Origin of the sequence: Bradyrhizobium macuxiense (assembly GCF_001542415.1) — a bacterium.
GTDB classification, from domain to species: domain Bacteria; phylum Pseudomonadota; class Alphaproteobacteria; order Rhizobiales; family Xanthobacteraceae; genus Bradyrhizobium; species Bradyrhizobium macuxiense.
The window spans coordinates 17,307-36,688 of sequence record NZ_LNCU01000088.1 but is presented as its reverse complement, the minus strand read 5'-3'; the positions used below and the strand labels follow the sequence as shown (position 1 = coordinate 36,688).

Below are 19,382 nucleotides of genomic sequence, written 5' to 3'. Positions count from 1 at the left end.
GCTAATCCGCCCCACAGAGCTTATGCGCTCGTGTCATTCACATTTAGGTCGACGCCCTGCGGATCCCTGATCGTCGACACAGTAATGAGCGAGATCAGCGACAGCACCGCGATGTAGACGCCGACGCGCCAGGATTGGCCGTAGGTGCCGATGATCCATTGCGCGATCATCGGTGCGAAGGCGCCGCCGAAGATGGCGCCGAGCGCATAGCCGATCGAGACGCCGGAATAGCGCACCTTGGCCGGGAACAGCTCGGCATAGAGCGCTGCCTGCGGCCCGTAGGACAGGCCGAGCGCAATGGTGAGACCGACGGCGCTGACGAAGAACAGCAGCAGGTTCTTGCTGTCGATCAAAAACCACATCGGCACCGCCCACAGCACCATCAGCCCGTAGCCGATCTGGAAGGTGCGCACACGGCCGATCTTGTCACCGAGGATGCCGCCGAGCAGCGTGAAGACGAACCAGCTTACCGCGGCGAGCGTGCCGATCAGCAAGAGCTGGTCCGACGGCATCTTCAGCGTGTTGGCGCCGTAGCTGATGATGAAGGCGATCAGGATGTAGCCGGCCGCGTTGTTGGCCATGAAGATCAGCGCCGTGCGCAGTATCTCCTTGCTGTGATTGCGCATCAGCTCCTTGAGCGGCGCCGCGGATTCCTTGCGGCGGCGGTGCATCGCCTGGAACACCGGCGATTCCTCCACCGTGCGGCGGATCAGGATGCCGACGACGATCAGGACGATCGAGAGCAGGAACGGAATGCGCCAGCCCCACTCGATCATCGCCTGCTTGCCAAGTGTCGTGGTGAGCACCCACAGCACGCCGGTCGCGAGGATCATGCCGAGCGGCGTGCCGATCTGCGGGAACGAGCCGAAGAAGCTGCGCCGGTTGATCGGTGCCGATTCCACCGACATCAGCGCCGCACCGCCCCACTCGCCGCCGGCGGAGAAGCCTTGCAGGATGCGCAGCAGGATCAGCAGCGCCGGCGCCCAGGCGCCGACCTGCGCATAGGTCGGCAGCAATCCGACCAGCGCGGTGGCTGCGCCCATCAAGAGCAGCGTCACGACCAGCATGTTCTTGCGCCCGAAGCGGTCGCCGAGGTGACCGCAGACGATGGCGCCGAGCGGGCGGAACAGGAACGACAGGCCGAGCGTCGCGAACGACACGATCTGCGCCAGCAGCGGGTTGTTCTGGTTCATCGGCGCGAAGAACAGCGCGCCGAACACCAGGCCAGCCGCCTGCGCGTAGACGAAGAAGTCGTACCATTCGATGGTGGTGCCGACGAGCGTCGCGGTGAGGACCTTGCGTTCCTCTTCCGACAGTTCAGCGCCGCGGGAACGCGCGGACAGTTCGATGGACATGTGGCCTCCCCACTACCCGTTTCTGTCTATGCGGGGCGCGCGATCTGCCGCGATGCGCCCTGCCCCGCACGATGCTGGTACCGGGATAGCAGAGCTTCGCGCCCGGTACGAGCGGAATAGTTGCAGCAGCAACGATGTAGTCGCGGCCACGCACGGCATGGCCAAGCCCATCACCGGGCTACCTCACCCGCTATCGACGGGCACCTATCCCGAAACGCCGATTGTGCACCGCAACAAAATGACTATGATTCCGATCTCCCAAGAGGTCGTTAAGTGTCTGACATCAATGCCGATGCCTGGGTTTCCTCAGGCCACCGCCCGATGGGCTTCCCGGAATTCGTCGTCATCATTGCCTCCATCATGGCGCTGAACCCGCTGGCGATGGACATGATGCTGCCGGCGCTGCCCAACATCCGCTCCGCCTTCCATCTCGCCGACGCCAACCGTCCGCAGATGGTACTGTCGATCTTCCTGGTCGGCTTCGGCGTCGGCCAGTTCATCATGGGCCCGCTGTCGGACCGGTTCGGCCGTCGCCCGGTGCTGCTCGGCGGCATGACCGTCTACACCGTCGCCGGCCTGCTCGCGATCATGGCGCCGTCCTTCGAAACGCTGCTGCTGGCGCGCGCGCTACAGGGGCTCGGCACCGCGGCGACCCGCGTGATCGCGACCTCGATCGTGCGCGACTGCTACGCCGGACGGCGCATGGCGAGCGTGATGTCGCTGGCGATGATGGTGTTCATCGCGGTCCCCGTGATCGCGCCGTCATTCGGCCAGGCCGTGATGCTGCTGACGAACTGGCACGGCATCTTCGTGCTGCTGATGATCTATGGCGTGATCGCGCTCGCCTGGAGCGCGCTGCGCATGCCGGAGACGCTGCCGCAGGAGATGCGCAAGTCGCTGGCGATCCCCGAGGTGCTCTCGGCGTTCCGCCAGACCGTCACCAACCGCCAGACCATCGGCTACGCGCTCGCCGCCGGCGGCGTGCAGGGCTCGCTGTTCGCCTTCGTGTTCTGCTCGCAGCAGGTGTTCACCGAGATCTTCAAGCTCGGACATTACTTCCCGGTCGCCTTCGCGGCGTGCGCGGTCGGCGTCGCGATCGCAGGCTTCCTCAATTCCCGCATCGTCGGCCGCGTCGGCATGCGCGTGATCTCGCACGCCGCGCTGACCGGCTTTGCCGTCGTCGCCGGGGCGCTGCTCGTTGCTGTCAAGACCGGAGTGCTGACGCTGCCGCTGTTCATGGTGCTGTCGGCGCTGATGATGTTCGCGTTCGGCCTGATGATGGCGAACTTCACCGCGCTCGCGATGGAGCCGCAGGGCAAGATCGCCGGCACCGCCTCGTCGCTCTACGGCACCATCACCACGTTGCTCGGGATCGGCATCGGCACCACGATCGGCCAGGACTACAACGGCACGCTGCTGCCGTTCGCGACCGGCTTCTTCCTCTGCACGCTGGCCTCGCTCGCAGTCGTGCTGGTGACGGAAAAGGGCCGGATGTTCCGGCCCCATCATCACCCGATTTGAGGATCTGCAGATCTCGTAGGGCGGGTCAACGAAGCGTAACCCACCATCTTTCCCGCAAGCGGAATGGCGGATTACGCTTCGCTAATCCGCCGTACACGACTTCGCGTCGCTCGCACCGGAGCAACCGCTCGCCGCCGCCGCGACGCCGCAAATCCCTCCATGCCGAGTTGCCATTGCAGGCCGACGATCGCGCCCTTGGTCGGCTGCAACAGCCCGAGCGCACCGAACAGCGTCACCGGCAGCCAGATCGCGAGTTGCAGCCAGGCCGGCGGCGCGTAGGTCATCTCCATCCACAGCAGCGCCGGCACCACGATGTGGCCGACCACCACGATCACGAGATAGGCCGGAAAATCGTCCGCGCGCTGCGGGGTGAAATCCTCGTGGCAGACCTCGCAATGGTCGGCCACCTTCAGGAAGCGGCCGAACAAGTGACCACGCCCGCAGTTCGGGCACTTCATCGCGAAACCGCGCATCATCGCCTTTGGCAGGGAAACCGTGTCTGTCATCGCCGTCATCCTTGACCTGATCTGCTGATCCATACAATATGCATATCGAAGCATACAATCAAAGACAAAGCGCTAGATTGCATGGATTGGATCCCTACAGTTTCGGAATGGCAGGGCCCGATGTTCCTGCGCATCGTCGATGCGCTGGCGTCCGACATCGCCAGCGGCCGGCTGGTGCGCGGTGAACGGCTGCCGACCCACCGTGCGCTGGCGTCGGCGCTCGGGGTCGATCTCACCACCGTGACGCGCGCCTATGGCGAAGCGCGCCGGCGCGGGCTGCTGGATGCGCGAGTGGGCCAGGGCACATTCGTCTCGGAGACCACGGCGCGCGCCGCCTCCGACCTGCCCGCACCCGTCAACATCGACCTGTCGATGAACCTGCCGCCGCAGCCGGTCGAAGCCAATCTCGATCTGCGCATCGCGCAGGGACTGGCGACCATCCGCTCCGAGGCCGGCTTCTCCGCCTATCTCGGCTATGCGCGTCCCGGCGGCACCGCCGACGAGCGTGAGGTCGCGGCTGCCTGGCTGCAGCCGCGCGTGCCGCACGCATCCGCCGACCGCATCGTGATCTATCCGGGTTCGCAGGCGATCATCTTCAACGCCCTGCTCGCGCTGACCTCGCCGGGCGACGTCGTGCTCACGGAGGCATTGACGTTTCCCGGCGTGAAGGCCGCTGCCGCGCGGCTCGATATTCGCCTCGTCGGCGTGGCGATGGACGCCGACGGGATCAGTCCCGCCGCGCTCGACGAAGCCTGCCGCAAGCACAAGCCGAAGGCGATCTATCTGGTCCCGACGCAACAGAACCCGACCACGGTGACGATGAGTGCCGCCAGGCGCAAGGCGATCGCCGATATCATCCGCAAACGGGGCTGCGTGCTGATCGAGGATGACGTCTATGGCCCGCTCGAGCCGCAGGCAGCTCCGATCGCGACGCTGATTCCCGAGCGCACCTATTTCGCCGCCAGCATTGCCAAATGCATCGCGCCGGCGCTGCGCGTCGCCTACCTGCTGGCGCCGGATCCCGACGCCGAGCAGCGCATGCGCGCGAGCCTGCAGGCTACCTTGCAGATGCCGCCATCGCTGATGGTCGCGCTGGTCACGCAATGGCTGCGTTCGGGTGTCGCCGCCGAGATCATCCGCGCCATCCGCAACGAAGCGGCCGCCCGCCAGCAGCTCGCGACGCGCTTCCTCAAAGGTGTGACCTACGCGGCGCGGCCGGCGAGCCATCACATCTGGATGCCGCTGCCGAAACATTTCGGCGGCACGGACCTGTTGTCGCACCTGATGCGTAACGGACTGGCGGTCGTCGGCGAAGATGCTTTTGCGGTCGGCGATGCCGCGCCGCGGGGCCTGCGCGTCTCGCTCGGCGCCGCGCGCAATCGCGCCGAGTTGAGCCAGGCCTTGCAGGTGCTGTCACATGCCGTTCGTACGCCGGTCGGCGCGACGCAAATTGTGTAGATTTCGATCGTCGTCGTAAAGCCAAACGGCAGGAAACCGCTAGGTCGCGCGAGATGCCCGCGCTAAAGTCCGCGCGCTCGAGGGATCGCTTCGGGCAATCGGGGCTCACTCGTCAATGTCACGCAGATTTCATCCGAGTGTCGTTTCAACGCTGACGCGATTGCTCGGCGCAGCGGTCCTCTCGGCCGTGTTTTTTGCCAGCGCCACCGGACCAACGGGCGCCTCCCAGCCTCCTGCTCCATCGCCTCAAGGACTCGAACGCATCACCGCATTCTTCGACAATGAAGTCGCGACCGGCCGCCTGCCGGGCGCCGTGGTGCTGATCCAGCAGCATGGCAAGCAGGTCTACCTGAAATGCTTCGGCGACAGCGACGTCAGGACCAAGGTGCCGATGACGCCGGACACGATCTTCGCACTGCATTCGATGACCAAGCCGGTCACCAGCGTCGCCGCGATGATGCTGGTCGATGAAGGCAAGCTGTCGCCGAAGGATCCACTGTCGAAATACATCCCGGCCTTTGCCGATGTGAAGGTTGGCATCGAACCGCCCGGCCAGAACGGCATGGCGACGCTGGAGCTGGTGCCGCCGAACCGTCCTGTGACCATCGAGGACCTGATGCGGCAGACTTCGGGCATCACCTATGAATATATCGGCGCCGACTGGGTGCAGCACATCTACAGGCAGGCGCATCTGTTCGACGGCAAGTTCGACAACAAGGAGTTCGCCGAACGCATCGCCAAGCTGCCGCTGTCGCGGCAGCCGGGCACACTGTGGCGCTACGGCCACTCGACCGACGTGCTCGGAGCCGTGATCGAGATCGTGTCCGGCAAGTCGCTTTATGCCTTCGAGAAGGAGCGGATCTTCGATCCGCTCCACATGACCAGCACGAAATACGTGATCACGACCGACCAGGAGCGCGCGCGGATGGCGCGGCCGCTGCCGACGGACCAGATCCTGCTCGACGGCGAGCGTGACCGGCTCGCGCACCCCGAATGGGAATCCGGAGGCGGCGGGCTGTCGTCCACGGTGCTGGACTATGCCCGCTTCGCTCAGATGCTGCTCAACGGCGGCGAATACGACGGCAAGCGCTATCTCAGCCCCGCCGCCTTCAAGGACATGACGACGGACCATGTCGGGCCGGGTTCCGGCGTCGGCCGCGACTACTGGTACTTTCCCGGCGACGGGTTTGGCTATGGCTATGGCATCGGCGTCCGTACCGATCCCGGCAACGCCAGGCCGCCCCCGCCGGGCTCGATCGGTGAGTTGAAATGGGACAGCGGCAGCGGCACCTATTTCGGCGTCGATCCGAAGCTCGACATGGTCTACATCCTGCTGGAGCAGACCCAGAACGAGCGCGGCCGCATCACGCCGGCGTTCAAGAAGCTGGTCTACGACGCCTTCGGCGCCGACTGAACGCTCCGATCGCGCGACGGCCACTTGCGGTGGACCATCTCACGCTTGCGCAGCGCCGCGGCCTGGATCAGGTTCGCGGTGCACGCGTTGCAGACGAAAGCGCATTCGTCGGAAAACAGGCCGATCCGCGCATCGATCCCGATCGCACCGTCATCGGCGAGACCGTCGATGACGCCACCGCAGCACATGCACCGGCTCCGGACCGTCGGTTCCAGTTCCATGATGCGATCTCCCACCATCGCTTCTTTTCTACCATTATATACTATCGTATATATCGATAGCGACAAGGCAGGCGAGCGAACAATCCGGTCGGAAACCTGCAAGACCCACAAGCTGTCGGCCGGCGACGATCGCCTCAACAACTCCTGCCTGGTCGCACCGGGTCTCATCAGGAATAGCGATCATGACAAAACAAGACGGCGGCGCGGAACGTCCGCTCGCACAGGGAGAACTGCTCAAGGTCCGCCGCGCATCTGTGCTCGGCGCGGCGGCCATTTTCTTCAGCCTCGGCACCATCGGCGCCGCATGTGCCGAAACGGCTCCGGTCGGCCTCCCCGACAAGAGCTTTCCGGAGAGCGTCACCTCGACCTCCGACGGCGCGCTTTACGTCGGCAGCTTCAATCTCGGCGGCGTGACGAAGATCGCTCCGGGCGGCAAGCCGGAGCAGCTCGTCAAGCCGGGCGCCGGCGGCAGCCGCTCGACGCTTGGCGTGCTCGCCGACGAGAAGAGCGGCACGCTCTATGTCTGCTCCAATGACCTCAGCGGCGTCGGCGTCGCCGGGCCAAGTGACGCCAAGGGCGCCTGGCTCAAGACCTTCGATCTCAAGAGCGGTGCACCAAAGGGCAGCTTTGCGCTGAGCGAGCCGAAATCATTCTGCAACGATATCGTGGTCAGCAGCGACGGCACCGCCTATGTCAGCGATTCCGGTGCGCCGATCGTGCACGCGCTGAGGCCGGGCGGCACGGCGCTGACGAGCTTTGCCACCGATCCGCTGCTCGCGCCCGCCAAGGACGGCGTCGGGCTCGACGGCATCGCGATCGGCGCGGATGGCAATATCTATGTCACGACCTTCATCCCGGCCAAGCTGTTCAAGGTCGCGGTCAAGGACGGCAAGGCCGGCGCGGTGACCGAATTGAAACCGTCGCGGCCGCTCGATCACGCCGATGCGATGCGCGCTTTCGGCAGCGGCTTCCTGCTGATCGAGGGCAACGGCAAGCTCGACAAGGTCACGGTCAAGGGCGATGACGCCGAGATCGACACCATCAAGGATGGTTTCACCGGACCGGTGTCCGTGACTGAGGTCGGCGATACCGGTTGGGTCGCCGAAGGCAAGCTGTCCTACATCATCGGTCCCGACAAGGGAAAGGACCCGGGCCAGTTCAAGCTGACGCCGGTCACGCTGCCGAAATAGCAGCCGGGTCGACCACATATCCTGGCTGAGATGGTCGCCACATTCGTCATGGCCGGGCGTAGCCGTCCGAAGGACGGCGTCGCTTCCGCTCGCCTATGCCCGGCCATCCACGTCTTTCTCTCGCGAAAACCAAGACGTGGATGCTAGGCGCAAGGCCGGGCATGACGAGTTTATCCATCACCGATTCGCCGCAGCTCATTCCCTTGTGCAGGGAAAGGCGTCCTTGAGACCACCAAGCAAGGGCACGGCGATCGGGATGGTGCCCGGGAGCTGCTTCTTCTCGGCATACCGCAGCATGATCTCCTCTGCTTGCTCGACCGTCATGGCCGTCTTTGGCGGGATGCAGAACGAGCGATCTTTTACGTCCTGCCCAACCGAGTAGGCGATGACGCCGTCGACGACGCCCTTGAGATACAGCTGGTTGAAGACCTTGAACTTGGGCTCCGAGGGATGCTGATACTGATCCAGCCTCACCGTCTGCGCTGACGCAGCGCCGGACGCGAGGGTCAGGAGCGCTGCGCTGAGCAAGCACCGAAGCATCGCGTTTGGCCTTTCGGGTTGAATGGCTGAGACCGGCATTAGGCCGCTCGCCCCGTGCCGCCGTCAACCTTCGGCGGCCAGATCACCTTCAGCCGCAAGATCGTCGCCGGCTGAAATGCCGCCCGATGGGCTCGCTCCGAGTTCCTGAATTGTGTATTGAGGTTAAGGTGCAACCGGACGCCGGGGATGATCGAGGCCTATCGCGGTGCAATGCAATGATCGACGAAAAGAAGCTCGAAGATCGCCTGGTTGCGCTCGAAGCGGCCAAATCCTGGAGTCCGCGCGTCGTCTCGCGGCTGGAGACGCTGCTGCGCTCGGGCACGGACGAGGCACTCTACCGCATCAATCCGATTCAGTTCGCCACGGAGAAATCGATCGCCGAAGCTGAAGCGATCGATCTCTTCCTCCATGCCTGCGTCGCCGGGCTGTTCGACATGGACTGGCAGTTGGTGTGCCCGGTGTGCTCCGACGTGGTCGAGAGCTTCCGAAGCCTGCGCAAGCTGCATACGCATTTCCACTGCCAGCTCTGTCAAAGCGATTACGACGCCGCGCTTGACGATTTCATCACCGTGACGTTTACGGTGTCGCCCGCCGTGCGCGGTATTCGCTTCCATGACCCCGATACGCTTTCGGCCTGGGATTACGTCTTCCATTATAAATTGACGCCAGGAGGCATCCTGCCCGACGGCGTGCCATGGAGCGAGGCTGCCAAGGGGCTGGTCAGGGTGCTCACCCGCATCGAGCCGGGTGCTGTGGCCAGTCTTGAGGTCGATGCCGTCGAAGGCGCACTTCTGGGCCAGGATTTCGACAGCGATGCCCACTTCTTTTTCCCGATTGCAACGGACACAGGTGCATCGTCATCCCATGTGCCTGTTACACTCGACTCCGGCAAATGCGAGGCCGCCCCGGCAAGCATCGCGCCCGGCAAGATCGTGTTCGACGTTCGCAACGCCGGCAAAGTGGCGGTGGTGTTCGGCATCCTTCAGCTTCCGTCCGCGACGTTCCATCGCCCGCAGCTTGACTTCACGCCAGCTCTATCGGGCAAGCGGCTGCTGATGACACAGACCTTTCGCGACTTCTTCCGCTCGGAAGTGATCAGCGCGACGGAAGGCATCGCGGTTCTCGACGTGACCCTCGTGTTCACAGATCTCAAGGGCTCGACCGCGCTCTACGAGCGGATCGGCGACCTCAACGCCTACATTCAGGTGCAGCGACACTTCCAGCACCTTCTCGACGTCACTGTTCGACACAACGGCGCCGTCACCAAGACGATCGGCGACGCCGTGATGGCGGCGTTTTCGACGTCGGCCGATGCGGTGCAGGCGGCGCTCGAGATGCGCGAGGCCGTGGATCAGCTCAACCGGGATCGCCCGCAGCGCGATTTCATCCTGAAAATCGGCGTGCACCGGGGCGCCTCGATCGCGGTGACGCTCAACGAGCGGCTCGATTATTTCGGCCAGACGGTAAACATCGCCGCGCGGGTGCAAAACCTTGCCGATGGCGACGAGATCTGCATCACCGAAGAGGTTCACGCCGCGCCAGCTGTGGCGGACATCATCGCACCGTACCCGGTGGCCAAGAGCGAGGCCGAGCTCAAGGGCGTCAGCAAGGCCATGTCGGTCTATCGCCTGGCCCGAATGGAATCCTAAGGCGTGGACTCGTGCGGCCCGAAGAATGCGATCTGTTCGGCGTGATCGCTGTTCACCACCAGTATGGCCACCGCCACCCCTCATAGCGGTACCACGACGACACCAGGGGCGGCCCGTATGGATCGACCCGGTCGTCTTCAGGGCGATAGCGATATCGTGGAACAATATAATAATCCCACGGAGTTGGCCTTATCACGGGTGTCGGGATGACAATCCTCATCCGTTCATGAACGATTTGTGCCTTCCGCGCCCGGGCTTCAGCACCAGACGTCCCGAGGTGACACAGCACCAGGGCCGCTCCGAGAGCGCATGCGACGGTCAGTTTCTTCATGCATCGGCCTCCTTGCCTGAGAGTGCAAAAGGACTCAATGCAAGGCAAGCAAATTCGTTCTCGCCTGGCTTCAATGGAATCCTAGATCGAGACGACGTTAGGTTGAATCGCTCCGGCAGCGGTTCTGCTGCGCCTCTCGCGCTTGCGGGGTCGAGACGAGCGAAGCTCGCTCTTAGGCCGCATCGCATTTTATGCGATGCGGGTGGGGGCTCTTTCCGCGATGCGACTCGTGGAAGGAGCCCCCACCCTAACCCTCACCGCAAGCGGGAGAGGTGACGTAATTCCGACGCGGTTACGGCTCGACTAATCCCATCCTGCCCTAGATCACGTAAAACCCGTGCGTCCCGTCGCGGCGAAGCTGCTCGACGAGTCCATACTCCCAATCGAGATAGGCTTGCATCGCCTGCTCCGCGACCGAGGTGCCTTCATAGGGACGCCGGTAGCGATGCGCCGGATCGCCCTTCGGCAGGACTTGTGGCGGCCCCGCCTCCAGCGGACCGTCATAGCCGCCGTCGAGCACATAAACCTCCCACCCCATCTGCGCGAGCCACGAAGCGGTCATGTCGGCGCGGATGCTCCGGTTATCGGTCAGCACGATGCGCGCGCCGCGCACGGGAGCGGCGATATCGATCTCCTGCACGAGCTGGCCGCCGGCGTAGTGGCGGAAGCCTGCCAGATGGCCCGCGGCATATTCGTCGGCCTCGCGGACGTCGAACCGATAGAGCGTGCGATGCGCCTCCCTCTCCAGCGCGGCGAGCTCGCCGGCGGCGATCCGGCGGACGCCGGCACGATAGGCAACATCGCGCGCATTGTCGCCGGCGCCTTCGAACGGACCGATGCCGCCGCGCCTGTCGGCACCGTGCTCGAGGTTGTGCCGGGCCAGCGTCCAGCCGATCGTGCCGTTGCGCAGCGCCCGCACCTTGTTGGGCAATCCCGCATTGATCAGCGATTGCGTTCCGATGATCGAGCGGGTGCGGCCGGCGCAATTGACGATGATCGTGGTGTCGGGACCGGGCGCCGCGCCACCCGCGCGCAGCACGAGTTCGGCACCCGGCACGCTGACCGAACCCGGGATGTTCATCGTGGTGTATTCGTCGAACCGGCGGACATCGAGGATCGCGATATCGGCCTTTTCCGATATCAGCGCGGCAACCTCGTCGGCGCTCAGCGACGGCGTGTGACGCCGCGCCTCGACCAGCTCGCCGAATGCCTTGGCGTAGGAATTGACATCCCGGAAGAGCTCGTAGCCGGCCGACCGCCAGGCCTGCAGGCCGCCGGCCAGCGCACCAACATTGGTGTAGCCCAGTGCCTGCAACTGATCGCCGGCGCGTGCGATCAGCCCATCGCCGTCATCATAGAGAACGATCGACACGTCCTTGCGCGGCAGCCGCAGATCGGCCTCGAGCGCGATCCGGTCGGCCGCCATGTTGGCGGCAAACAACGGATGGCCGGTGGCGAATTCGGCCTCGTGCCTGACATCGAGTAGCGCGATCTCCCGGCGCAGCAGCAGCGCCGAGCGGATATCCTGGGGTGTGACGGTGGACATGGTCATAGCATGCGGACCTGGACGGAAACGACGGGCCGGCCTGCTCTATACCGAAACCACGCCCCGTCAATGGTTGGAGACCCGCCCCCGGGATGCCTGCGTTGCATGCAAGTCCCCGCCGTACACCAACACGGAACGAAACGCCGCCGTACCGCTTTGCTCATTCGTGCGCGCTTGCTACGCTTGCGGCCGGCCCTTTTGGCGCCCGATCAGACCTTCCAGACAAGTGAAGGCGGCGGGGCCATTGCCCTGAAGCCCGGGAGGATGACCATGCGAACCGTTGGAAATGAACCTCTGTCACGTCACGCCCTGGCCTTCGTGCTGGCCGGCGGACGCGGCAGCAGACTTCAGGAGCTCACCGACAAACGCGCCAAGCCCGCCGTCTATTTCGGCGGCAAATCCCGGATCATCGATTTCGCGCTCTCCAACGCCGTGAACTCCGGCATTCGCCGTATCGCTGTGGCGACCCAGTACAAGGCGCACAGCCTGATCCGGCATCTGCAGGGCGGCTGGAACTTCTTCCGCCCGGAACGAAACGAGAGTTTCGATATCCTGCCCGCGAGCCAGCGCGTCTCCGAGACGATGTGGTATGTCGGCACGGCGGATGCGGTCTACCAGAACATCGACATCCTCGAGGCGCACGGCACCAAGTACATTTTGGTGCTCGCCGGCGACCACGTCTACAAGATGGACTACGAGATCATGCTGAAGCAGCATGTCGAGAGCGGCGCCGACGTGACGGTGGGCTGCCTCGAGATGCCGCGGGCGGAATCCAGCGGCTTCGGCATCATGCATATCGACGACACCGGCCTGATAAAGTCCTTCCTGGAGAAGCCGGCCGATCCGCCGCCGATGCCCGGCAAGCCCGACAAGTCGCTGGCCAGCATGGGCATCTATGTCTTCAATTCGGAATTCCTGTTCGATGAACTGCGTCGCGATGCCGCCGACCCGAACTCGGCCCACGATTTCGGCAAGGACATCATCCCCTATATCGTGAAGCACGGCCGGGCGATCGCGCATCAGTTCAACGATTCCTGCGTCCGCTCCGGCGATGATCCCCGCGCCTACTGGCGCGATGCCGGCACCATCGACGCCTATTGGGGCGCCAATATCGATCTCACCGACGTGGTGCCGGAGCTCGACCTTTACGATCGCTCGTGGCCGATCTGGACCTATGCCGAGATCACCCCGCCCGCCAAGTTCGTGCATGACGAGGAGGGACGGCGCGGCCAGGCGGTGACCTCGCTGGTGTCGGGCGCATGCATCATCTCGGGCGCGGCGCTGCGCCGCTCCCTGCTGTTCACCGGCGTGCATGTCAATTCGTACGCCTATGTCGAGAACGCTGTCATCATGCCCTATGTGAATGTGGGCCGTGGCGCGCGCTTGCGGAACGTGGTGATTGATCGCGGTGTCAAGATTCCGGAAGGCCTCGTGGTCGGCGAGGACCCCGACGTCGATGACCAACGCTTCCGCCGGACCTCGCAAGGCATCTCGCTGATCACACAGGCGATGATCGACAGGCTCGGGACATGACGCCCATCCGCGTCCTCGCGGTCGCATCCGAAGTCTATCCCGTCGTCAAGACCGGCGGGCTTGCCGACGTGGCCGGCGCGCTGCCGGCAGCGCTCAGCGAGCATGGCGTTGCGACGCGAACGCTGGTACCGGGTTATCCCGCCGTGCTCGGGACGCTTGCGTCGGCTGAAACGCTGCTGCAATGGCCGGAATTCTATGGCGGGCCGATCCGTGTGCTCGGCGGCACGCATGACGGCCTCGATCTCTACGCGCTCGACGCGCCGCATCTGTTCGCCCGCCCCGGCAATCCCTATGTCGGCCCCGACGGCAGGGATTGGCCCGACAACGGCATCCGATTTGCGGCGCTGTCGCGGATGGCGGCCGAGATCGCCCAGGGCGCGATCCCTTCCTTCGTCCCCGACATCGTGCACGCGCATGACTGGCAGGCCGGGCTCGTTCCCGCCTATCTGCATTACGGCAGGCAACCGCGGCCCGGCACCGTGATGACGGTGCACAACCTCGCCTATCAGGGACAGTTTCCGCCCGATATGCTGGCGACGTTCGGACTGCCGGCCGAATCCTACGCCATGCACGGCGTCGAATATTACGGCACGATCAGCCTGCTGAAGGCCGGCCTGCAATTCGCCGATCGCATCACCACGGTCTCACCGACCTATGCGCGGGAGATCCAAGGCGACGAAGGCGGCATGGGGCTCGGCGGCCTGCTGCGCGAGCGCTCTGGTGTATTGAGCGGCATCCTCAACGGCATCGATTTATCGGTCTGGAATCCGGCCACCGATCCGAACATCGCCGCGCGCTACAGCATGGAGCAACCGGCGCAGCGCGCCGCGAACAAGGTGGCGTTGCAGCAGCGCTTCGGCCTTCAAGTTGATCCGGACGCACTGCTGCTCGGCGTCATCAGCCGGCTGTCATGGCAAAAGGGTCTCGACCTCTTGCTCGAGACCGCCCCGACGCTGCTGAGCGAAGGCATTCGGCTCGCTCTGCTCGGCAGCGGCGATCGCGATCTGCAGGATCGCTACTCCGCGCTGGCGCACGCCCATCCCGGGCGGATCTCGGTCGTCATCGGCTATGACGAGGCGTTGGCGCATCTGATCCAGGCCGGCGCCGACGCGCTCGCCGTGCCGTCGCGCTTCGAGCCCTGCGGCCTCACCCAATTATGCGCGCTCCGCTATGGCGCGATCCCGATCGTCGCCAATGTCGGCGGCCTTGCCGATACGGTCCGCGACGTCGACGAGGCCGCGGTCGCAGGCGGCGCAGCGACCGGTGTCAAGTTCGCACCCGTCACCGCCGACGCACTCGCGCATGCCCTGCGCAAGGCAAACCTGCTGTTCAACGACCAGGTGACCTGGCGCCGGTTGCAGCACGCCGGCATGGCAACGGACGTCTCCTGGCACAATCGCGCCGGCAGCTACGCGACGCTCTATCGCGAGCTCATCGCCGCGCCGCAGCGCTAGTTGCGTGCGTCAGTGCAGCAGGTCGCAGGCCGCGATGCGGTTGATGTCGGCCAGCCGCCGGTCGGCGCTTCCTCCCAGATCGAGGCTTGCGACGAGGTCGAGCAACCGGCCATAGGCGCGGTCGGCGACTGTGACCGGCAGCGGTGCCTCGTCGAAGGCCTCGATATAGCTGCCGACGAGACCGCTCAGCAGCCGGCACACGGCCCGTTGCTCGGGGTCGTGCGTGCTCAAGGTCTCGAGTTTTTGCTGGAAGGTTTTGAGGTCCGCAAGCCGTGGTGCTGTTGCGAAAGCCACGAATGCAGGTCGGTCATGTCAGCCTCTTCAAGTTGGAGAAGAAGCTACCGGCTTATACAGCCGAACCGCGGGCCGCGCCATCGCAATTTCGCAGGGCTCCTCCGCGCTTGCGCCGCCGATGTCATCGGGATGGCACGCGCCGGTGCTAGAGTTTGGCGAGTGCCGGAAGGATCGTGTAACGCGCGATCTCGTGCGGATACTCGCCGCGATTGGCGAGCAGCGCGATACCGAGCTTGCGCGCCGGCACGAGGCCGATATAGGCCGAGGCGCTGTTGAGGCCGCCGGGCTTGTCGACGACGGCGACGCCGTCGAGGCGCACATTCTCCCACGCCATCGCCTGCCCGAACTTCGCATCGATGCGGAAGCTCTCGCGCTCGGTCATCTCCAGCGCTGCGCGCAACTCGGGATCGATCACCGCACCGTCGAGGCAGGCGCGCAGCAGCGTGCCGAAGTCGCGCGCCGATGAATACATCTGGCCGGTCCCAGGAAAATCATAATAGCTCTGCTGGTTGCCGCTTGGGCCGATCGGCATGCCTTGGTCGGAGTAGCCTTGCACGACGCGCTGCATGATCTCGGGTCTCAGCAGCGCACGGCCGTCCTCGCCGCGCTCCGGAATGAACGTCGAGGTCATGCCGAGCGGCTTCAGGATGCGGCTCTCGATCAGCGTGCCGATCGGCTCGCCGTAGCGCCGCTCCAGCGCGAGTTGCAGCAGCACGTAGCCGGCATGCGTATAGATGCGCTGCTTGCCGGGCTCCTCGCCCGCCTGCGGCGTCCACGCATTGAGCATCGCGATGAACTGATCGCGGCTGAAGGTCGCGTTCGGCCAGGGCGGGTGATCGGTCGGCAGCAATAGACCCGACGTATGCGTAACGAGCTCGCGGAGGGTCACGCGGCTGATGTAATCGCCATGCAGCTCGGGCAGATATTTGCTGACGGGATCATCCAGCCGCAACTCGCCCCGTTCGGTGCCGAGTGCGACCAGCGTGGCCTCGAAGATCTTCCTCAGCGATGCGAGATTGAACAGCGTGTCCGGAGTGACCGGCCGCTTGGCGGCAGCGTCGGCGAAGCCATAATTGAAGAAGTCGAGATGGCCGCCGGCATACACCACGGCGGCAAGACCGCCCGGATCGGCCGCAGTCGCGGTCGGCGCGAGTTCGTGCGTCACGATGTCCCTGATCTGTGCCGACATGTCGGAGTCCGCCACGGCGCAAGGCGCCATAACGAATGGCACGGCAAGCAGCGGCACTGCGATCCGGGCCAGGAGCCACAGTCCCATGGAAGCGATCGTCCGGATGCAGAGGCTCCGTAACGGACTCGACGAAACAGTCGAGGCGCGATGATTCCCGACCTTACCGCACAACCCCGGGCGCCCGACTTCACGATTGCGCGCGCCGTCGTCACCGACGCCTGTCGCGATGCGTCAGAGAGCAACCGAACCTGAGGCGCTCCGCCGCCTGATTGTGGCGGGCGCCACAATCGACGGTGCAAGTCGGACGACGATGGTACCGATCCCGCTATTCCAGATTCAGGTAGTAGCGCCACTCCGTCCCCATGTTGTCGTCGGTGACGACAGCCTTGTCCTGGGTTCTCGACAGGAGGACGGGACACTGCTCGACCATATCGCCATCGAGGCGATATTCCTTCATCATCGCGTCGAGAAAGTCGCGATCGGCCTTGTCGTTCAGATTGAACTCAGGCTTTCCGTCGATCGTGTAGGCTTCCAGGACCTTGCGCCATCGTTCATAATTCCAGTCGAGCGGCGCGTTCGATGCGACCATGTGATTCGAAAAACGCGCGGCATAGGGAAATGCCACACAGGCCGTCTTTTCCACCCGCCGCGAGGATGTTGTGTTGTAGAACACGATGCCGCCCGGATTGAGGTGCTGGCCGACCAGCTGCAGAAATTCGGTCGAGAGCAGGTTGGTCGCGTTGGCGCGAAAATTCCAGGTCGTGTTGGAAACGATCGCATCGAACTGCCACCCGGCATGCCGGTTCAGCCAGCGGCGCCCGTCATCCTCGATGATCGTGACCTTCGGATTGCGCAGCACCGATTGCACCTCGGGTTGCTCGGCGATCAGTTGGGTATAGCCCGGATTGATTTCGACGACGGTGAGCGATTGAACCGACGGGTTGTTCGCAATGACCTGTGCCCACGAACCGGACGCCAATCCGATCATCAGGACGTCACGCGGCGCGGGATGGAACTGGCTAAGCGCAAACGGACGGACGATGCCGTTGCGATCGGACTTCAGGCTGGTATTGAAACGCCCGTCATACATGCCGTTGCCGTAGACCGTGCCATCGGTATCGACCGTGATCACTCCGCTGCGGTTTTCGACCACATGGGCGAACGCATGGTCGAAAATTGTGCGGGACTGAAGATTCTCGAACAGATGTCGGGACAAGGGCGGCGCGATGACCGTTCCGGCGGCCAGAACCGCAACGGCGGTCGCGACCGCCCTCGCCCGCGCACCAGCGACGGTGCTGGACCTGTGGATCAGGATCAACGAACACAGTGTTCCGATCACGAGCAGCAGAATGCTGATCTGCTGCAATCCAAGATAGTTCGTCAGAACGAAGCCGGTGACGACGGCACCGGTGGCGCATCCGGCGATGTTCGCGCTGTAGAGCAGCGCCGTCTGCATGCCGGCCCGGTCGTCCGCAGCGATGCCGAAATGCGACAGGAACGGCAGCAGCGCGCCCCATTGTCGCGCGATCAGGTAGATTCCGGTCATCACGATCACGATCACGATCAGGCCGATGCCGGTCCCTGCAAACTGGGTCAGCAGCGGGAGCAAGGCCGCGCCAACGATATTGGCCAGGATCAGGGCCCCCAACGTGTTGACGTAGTAGAGAAGGCCGACCGAATGGGCGATCCGGCCCGACCTCCTCACCAGGTATGACACGAGGATCGGAAGCGTCGCTCCCATCAGGAGCGTGGGGATCAGGACGAGCAACAGATTGGCGGCCGCAATCGCCGGCAGCGACCAGCCCAGGGCGAGGTCGCCGACCTGTTCGAAGATCTAGAGCGACGCAAGACCGAACGTCGCCGTCAGCAGCTCAATTCCGCCAAGCAACAGCAAGGGCTGCATGGCGCGGCGCCGGCTGATCCAACCTCCGGCGGGGCTGCCGATGCCCAGCCCCAGCATGAAAGCCGTCACGACGATGGTCACGGATTCGGTATTGACACCAAAGATGCGGAACAAGCTCCGCTGCCAGGTGAGCTGGTAAATGAGTGCCGGAAGTCCAGAACAGGACAGGAAGGATCCGATAGCGCAGCGCCGATGACGCCGAGCCGGCCGTCGACAGTTCAAGCGTAGTCACTTTCATCTCCCAATTGGGAAGACGTCCAATTAGCAACAATTCGTCAATCGAAGGTTGCAGCGACCTCATGAATTCGAGCAACAGGAGGCCCTGTATCGGGGCCCATCCCCTCAGGTGCCGGATACAGCGATTGGCGCTGCCGCAATTCAGCGTGGATTAACCAGATGTGACGGTACCCCGATCTGACCGGCGCGCGGCCTGCGCGGTGCGCAATCCGACGATGGGGCGCGGCAGCGACGCCAGTAGCAACACGAGGCAGACGCAGAGCAGCACGATGTCCTTGAAAAGGAATTCTCCGGTCAGGTTCCAGGCCATCGGGTCCGTCGATAGGCTCCATTTCACGACGCCCGGCGTCGTGAAGAAGAAAGACCATGTCACCGCGAAGGTGATCACCCCCATGAGCGAACCGATCGCCGACACGATCGGGCTGAAGGCGCCGGCAGCAAGCAGCACGGCGATGCCGAGCTCGGCGACGCCAAGCACATAGGCTTCTCCCCTCAGGCCGAACACCGATAGCCATGAGATGAACGGGCTGTTGCTGATGAACTGGACGATGCCCTGGGCCGACTGCAGCGTGAACTTCTGCATACCGAATGACACAAAGATGACAACCATGACCCAGCGCAGGATCGCGAGCGGACGATAGGATCCTTCGCCCGTCTCGGCGATATTGAAAGACTGCTTCATGCGGACGATTCCCTGCTGCGATCACCTCGAACGCCGCGTCGTACGGCGCTCGTGGCAGGTCTACGCAGCGCGGTGCACGCCCGTTACGCGCAGGGCACGACCACCGCCTTCACGATCGGGTGCAGACGAGGTGATCGAACGCCGGGCGACCGGTGACGTGTTCCGGTGCCGCAAAGTTCCACGTCGTGTTGAATCCCGGCAACACCGCCGAACAAAATGCGCAATCTCGCAGATTACAGGTTTGTGAATCACGACTGCGCCTCATCACGGCCCAATCCTGCCTACGGGTGGGACGCAAACAAGGCAATTCGGGGAAGTGTCTTCATGCAACAGGGACCGTTAGGCGCGCGAAATGCGGA

The 19,382-nt window shown here is 64.1% G+C and carries 16 protein-coding genes and 1 pseudogene; 7 read left to right on the top strand and 10 right to left on the bottom strand.

From position 1 onward, the window contains the following. Positions 1–20: 20 nt before the first annotated feature. Entirely contained in the window at positions 21–1,355 is a 1,335-nt protein-coding gene (locus AS156_RS25560; protein WP_066510198.1) for an MFS transporter, read from the bottom strand. Positions 1,356–1,676: 321 nt separating this feature from the next. Between AS156_RS25560 and AS156_RS25555 the strand changes: the two genes are divergently transcribed. Continuing rightward, a complete protein-coding gene (locus AS156_RS25555; RefSeq protein ID WP_430641814.1) occupies positions 1,677–2,876 on the top strand; it encodes a multidrug effflux MFS transporter in 1,200 nt (399 codons plus the stop codon). Positions 2,877–2,947: 71 nt separating this feature from the next. Here AS156_RS25555 and AS156_RS25550 read toward each other — a convergent pair whose 3' ends face one another. Continuing rightward, a complete protein-coding gene (locus tag AS156_RS25550; protein ID WP_066510597.1) occupies positions 2,948–3,382 on the bottom strand; it encodes a DUF983 domain-containing protein in 435 nt (144 codons plus the stop codon). 81 nt (positions 3,383–3,463) lie between these two features. Here AS156_RS25550 and AS156_RS25545 point away from each other — a divergent pair, with 81 nt between their 5' ends. Together AS156_RS25545 and AS156_RS25540 are read left to right on the top strand one after the other, a co-directional pair. After that, on the top strand, positions 3,464–4,840 hold the full coding sequence (locus AS156_RS25545; RefSeq protein ID WP_066510193.1) for an aminotransferase-like domain-containing protein: 1,377 nt from the start codon (positions 3,464–3,466) through the stop codon (positions 4,838–4,840). Between the two features lie 115 nt (positions 4,841–4,955). Continuing rightward, on the top strand, positions 4,956–6,254 hold the full coding sequence (locus AS156_RS25540) for a serine hydrolase domain-containing protein (protein ID WP_066510191.1): 1,299 nt from the start codon (positions 4,956–4,958) through the stop codon (positions 6,252–6,254). Here AS156_RS25540 and AS156_RS25535 read toward each other — a convergent pair. Beyond that, positions 6,230–6,475: a hypothetical protein gene (locus AS156_RS25535; RefSeq protein WP_136626433.1), complete on the bottom strand. Its 246-nt coding sequence runs from the start codon at positions 6,473–6,475 to the stop codon at positions 6,230–6,232. The two genes, AS156_RS25540 and AS156_RS25535, sit on opposite strands and share 25 nt — an antisense overlap. Before the next feature lie 182 nt (positions 6,476–6,657). On the opposite strand from AS156_RS25535, the gene AS156_RS25530 reads away from it, so the two are divergent. Further along, a complete protein-coding gene (locus tag AS156_RS25530) occupies positions 6,658–7,665 on the top strand; it encodes an NHL repeat-containing protein (RefSeq protein WP_066510188.1) in 1,008 nt (335 codons plus the stop codon). A 195-nt stretch (positions 7,666–7,860) separates the two neighbouring features. Here AS156_RS25530 and AS156_RS25525 read toward each other — a convergent pair whose 3' ends face one another. After that, positions 7,861–8,193 carry a Rap1a/Tai family immunity protein gene (locus AS156_RS25525; RefSeq protein ID WP_082747730.1) on the bottom strand — a complete coding sequence of 111 codons (333 nt, stop codon included), beginning with the start codon at positions 8,191–8,193 and terminating at the stop codon, positions 7,861–7,863. A 137-nt stretch (positions 8,194–8,330) separates the two neighbouring features. Between AS156_RS25525 and AS156_RS25520 the strand changes: the two genes are divergently transcribed. Continuing rightward, positions 8,331–9,854 carry an adenylate/guanylate cyclase domain-containing protein gene (locus tag AS156_RS25520; protein WP_082747729.1) on the top strand — a complete coding sequence of 508 codons (1,524 nt, stop codon included), beginning with the start codon at positions 8,331–8,333 and terminating at the stop codon, positions 9,852–9,854. A 650-nt stretch (positions 9,855–10,504) separates the two neighbouring features. On the opposite strand, the gene AS156_RS25515 is transcribed toward AS156_RS25520, so the two are convergent. Beyond that, positions 10,505–11,737, bottom strand: a complete 1,233-nt coding sequence (locus tag AS156_RS25515) for a rhodanese-like domain-containing protein (protein WP_066510181.1) — start codon at positions 11,735–11,737, stop codon at positions 10,505–10,507. 264 nt (positions 11,738–12,001) lie between these two features. On the opposite strand from AS156_RS25515, the gene glgC reads away from it, so the two are divergent. Continuing rightward, positions 12,002–13,264 (top strand): glucose-1-phosphate adenylyltransferase, encoded by a 1,263-nt coding sequence (glgC, locus tag AS156_RS25510; protein WP_066510592.1) that lies wholly within the window; start codon positions 12,002–12,004, stop codon positions 13,262–13,264. Beyond that, positions 13,261–14,718, top strand: coding sequence for a glycogen synthase GlgA (gene glgA / locus AS156_RS25505; protein WP_066510178.1), 1,458 nt, complete (start codon positions 13,261–13,263; stop codon positions 14,716–14,718). Before glgC ends, glgA begins: the two co-directional genes overlap by 4 nt. 9 nt (positions 14,719–14,727) lie before the next feature. On the opposite strand, the pseudogene AS156_RS25500 reads toward glgA, so the two are convergent. From AS156_RS25500 to AS156_RS25480, 5 genes and pseudogenes are all read right to left on the bottom strand, one after another. Further along, positions 14,728–15,029, bottom strand: a pseudogene (locus tag AS156_RS25500) (hypothetical protein). 128 nt (positions 15,030–15,157) lie between these two features. Beyond that, the gene (locus AS156_RS25495) at positions 15,158–16,288 is read right to left on the bottom strand and encodes a serine hydrolase (RefSeq protein ID WP_082747727.1); all 1,131 of its coding nucleotides are present in this window, start codon (positions 16,286–16,288) and stop codon (positions 15,158–15,160) included. A 238-nt stretch (positions 16,289–16,526) separates the two neighbouring features. Beyond that, positions 16,527–17,942 (bottom strand): fused MFS/spermidine synthase, encoded by a 1,416-nt coding sequence (locus tag AS156_RS25490; RefSeq protein ID WP_210184219.1) that lies wholly within the window; start codon positions 17,940–17,942, stop codon positions 16,527–16,529. Positions 17,943–18,035: 93 nt separating this feature from the next. Next, positions 18,036–18,218 carry a hypothetical protein gene (locus AS156_RS43510; protein ID WP_066510174.1) on the bottom strand — a complete coding sequence of 61 codons (183 nt, stop codon included), beginning with the start codon at positions 18,216–18,218 and terminating at the stop codon, positions 18,036–18,038. A gap of 274 nt (positions 18,219–18,492) precedes the next feature. Then, positions 18,493–19,023, bottom strand: a complete 531-nt coding sequence (locus AS156_RS25480) for a YkgB family protein (protein WP_066510171.1) — start codon at positions 19,021–19,023, stop codon at positions 18,493–18,495. Positions 19,024–19,382: the final 359 nt, after the last annotated feature.

Coding starts and splice junctions, on each gene's coding strand:
- AS156_RS25560 (WP_066510198.1), bottom strand. CDS start 1,355: ATGTCCATCGAACTGTCCGCGCGTTCCCGCGGCGCTGAACTGTCGGAA.
- AS156_RS25555 (WP_430641814.1), top strand. CDS start 1,677: ATGGGCTTCCCGGAATTCGTCGTCATCATTGCCTCCATCATGGCGCTG.
- AS156_RS25550 (WP_066510597.1), bottom strand. CDS start 3,382: ATGACAGACACGGTTTCCCTGCCAAAGGCGATGATGCGCGGTTTCGCG.
- AS156_RS25545 (WP_066510193.1), top strand. CDS start 3,464: ATGGATTGGATCCCTACAGTTTCGGAATGGCAGGGCCCGATGTTCCTG.
- AS156_RS25540 (WP_066510191.1), top strand. CDS start 4,956: ATGTCACGCAGATTTCATCCGAGTGTCGTTTCAACGCTGACGCGATTG.
- AS156_RS25535 (WP_136626433.1), bottom strand. CDS start 6,475: ATGGAACTGGAACCGACGGTCCGGAGCCGGTGCATGTGCTGCGGTGGC.
- AS156_RS25530 (WP_066510188.1), top strand. CDS start 6,658: ATGACAAAACAAGACGGCGGCGCGGAACGTCCGCTCGCACAGGGAGAA.
- AS156_RS25520 (WP_082747729.1), top strand. CDS start 8,331: ATGGGCTCGCTCCGAGTTCCTGAATTGTGTATTGAGGTTAAGGTGCAA.
- AS156_RS25515 (WP_066510181.1), bottom strand. CDS start 11,737: ATGACCATGTCCACCGTCACACCCCAGGATATCCGCTCGGCGCTGCTG.
- glgC (WP_066510592.1), top strand. CDS start 12,002: ATGCGAACCGTTGGAAATGAACCTCTGTCACGTCACGCCCTGGCCTTC.
- glgA (WP_066510178.1), top strand. CDS start 13,261: ATGACGCCCATCCGCGTCCTCGCGGTCGCATCCGAAGTCTATCCCGTC.
- AS156_RS25495 (WP_082747727.1), bottom strand. CDS start 16,288: ATGGGACTGTGGCTCCTGGCCCGGATCGCAGTGCCGCTGCTTGCCGTG.
- AS156_RS25490 (WP_210184219.1), bottom strand. CDS start 17,942: ATGGGAGCGACGCTTCCGATCCTCGTGTCATACCTGGTGAGGAGGTCG.
- AS156_RS25480 (WP_066510171.1), bottom strand. CDS start 19,023: ATGAAGCAGTCTTTCAATATCGCCGAGACGGGCGAAGGATCCTATCGT.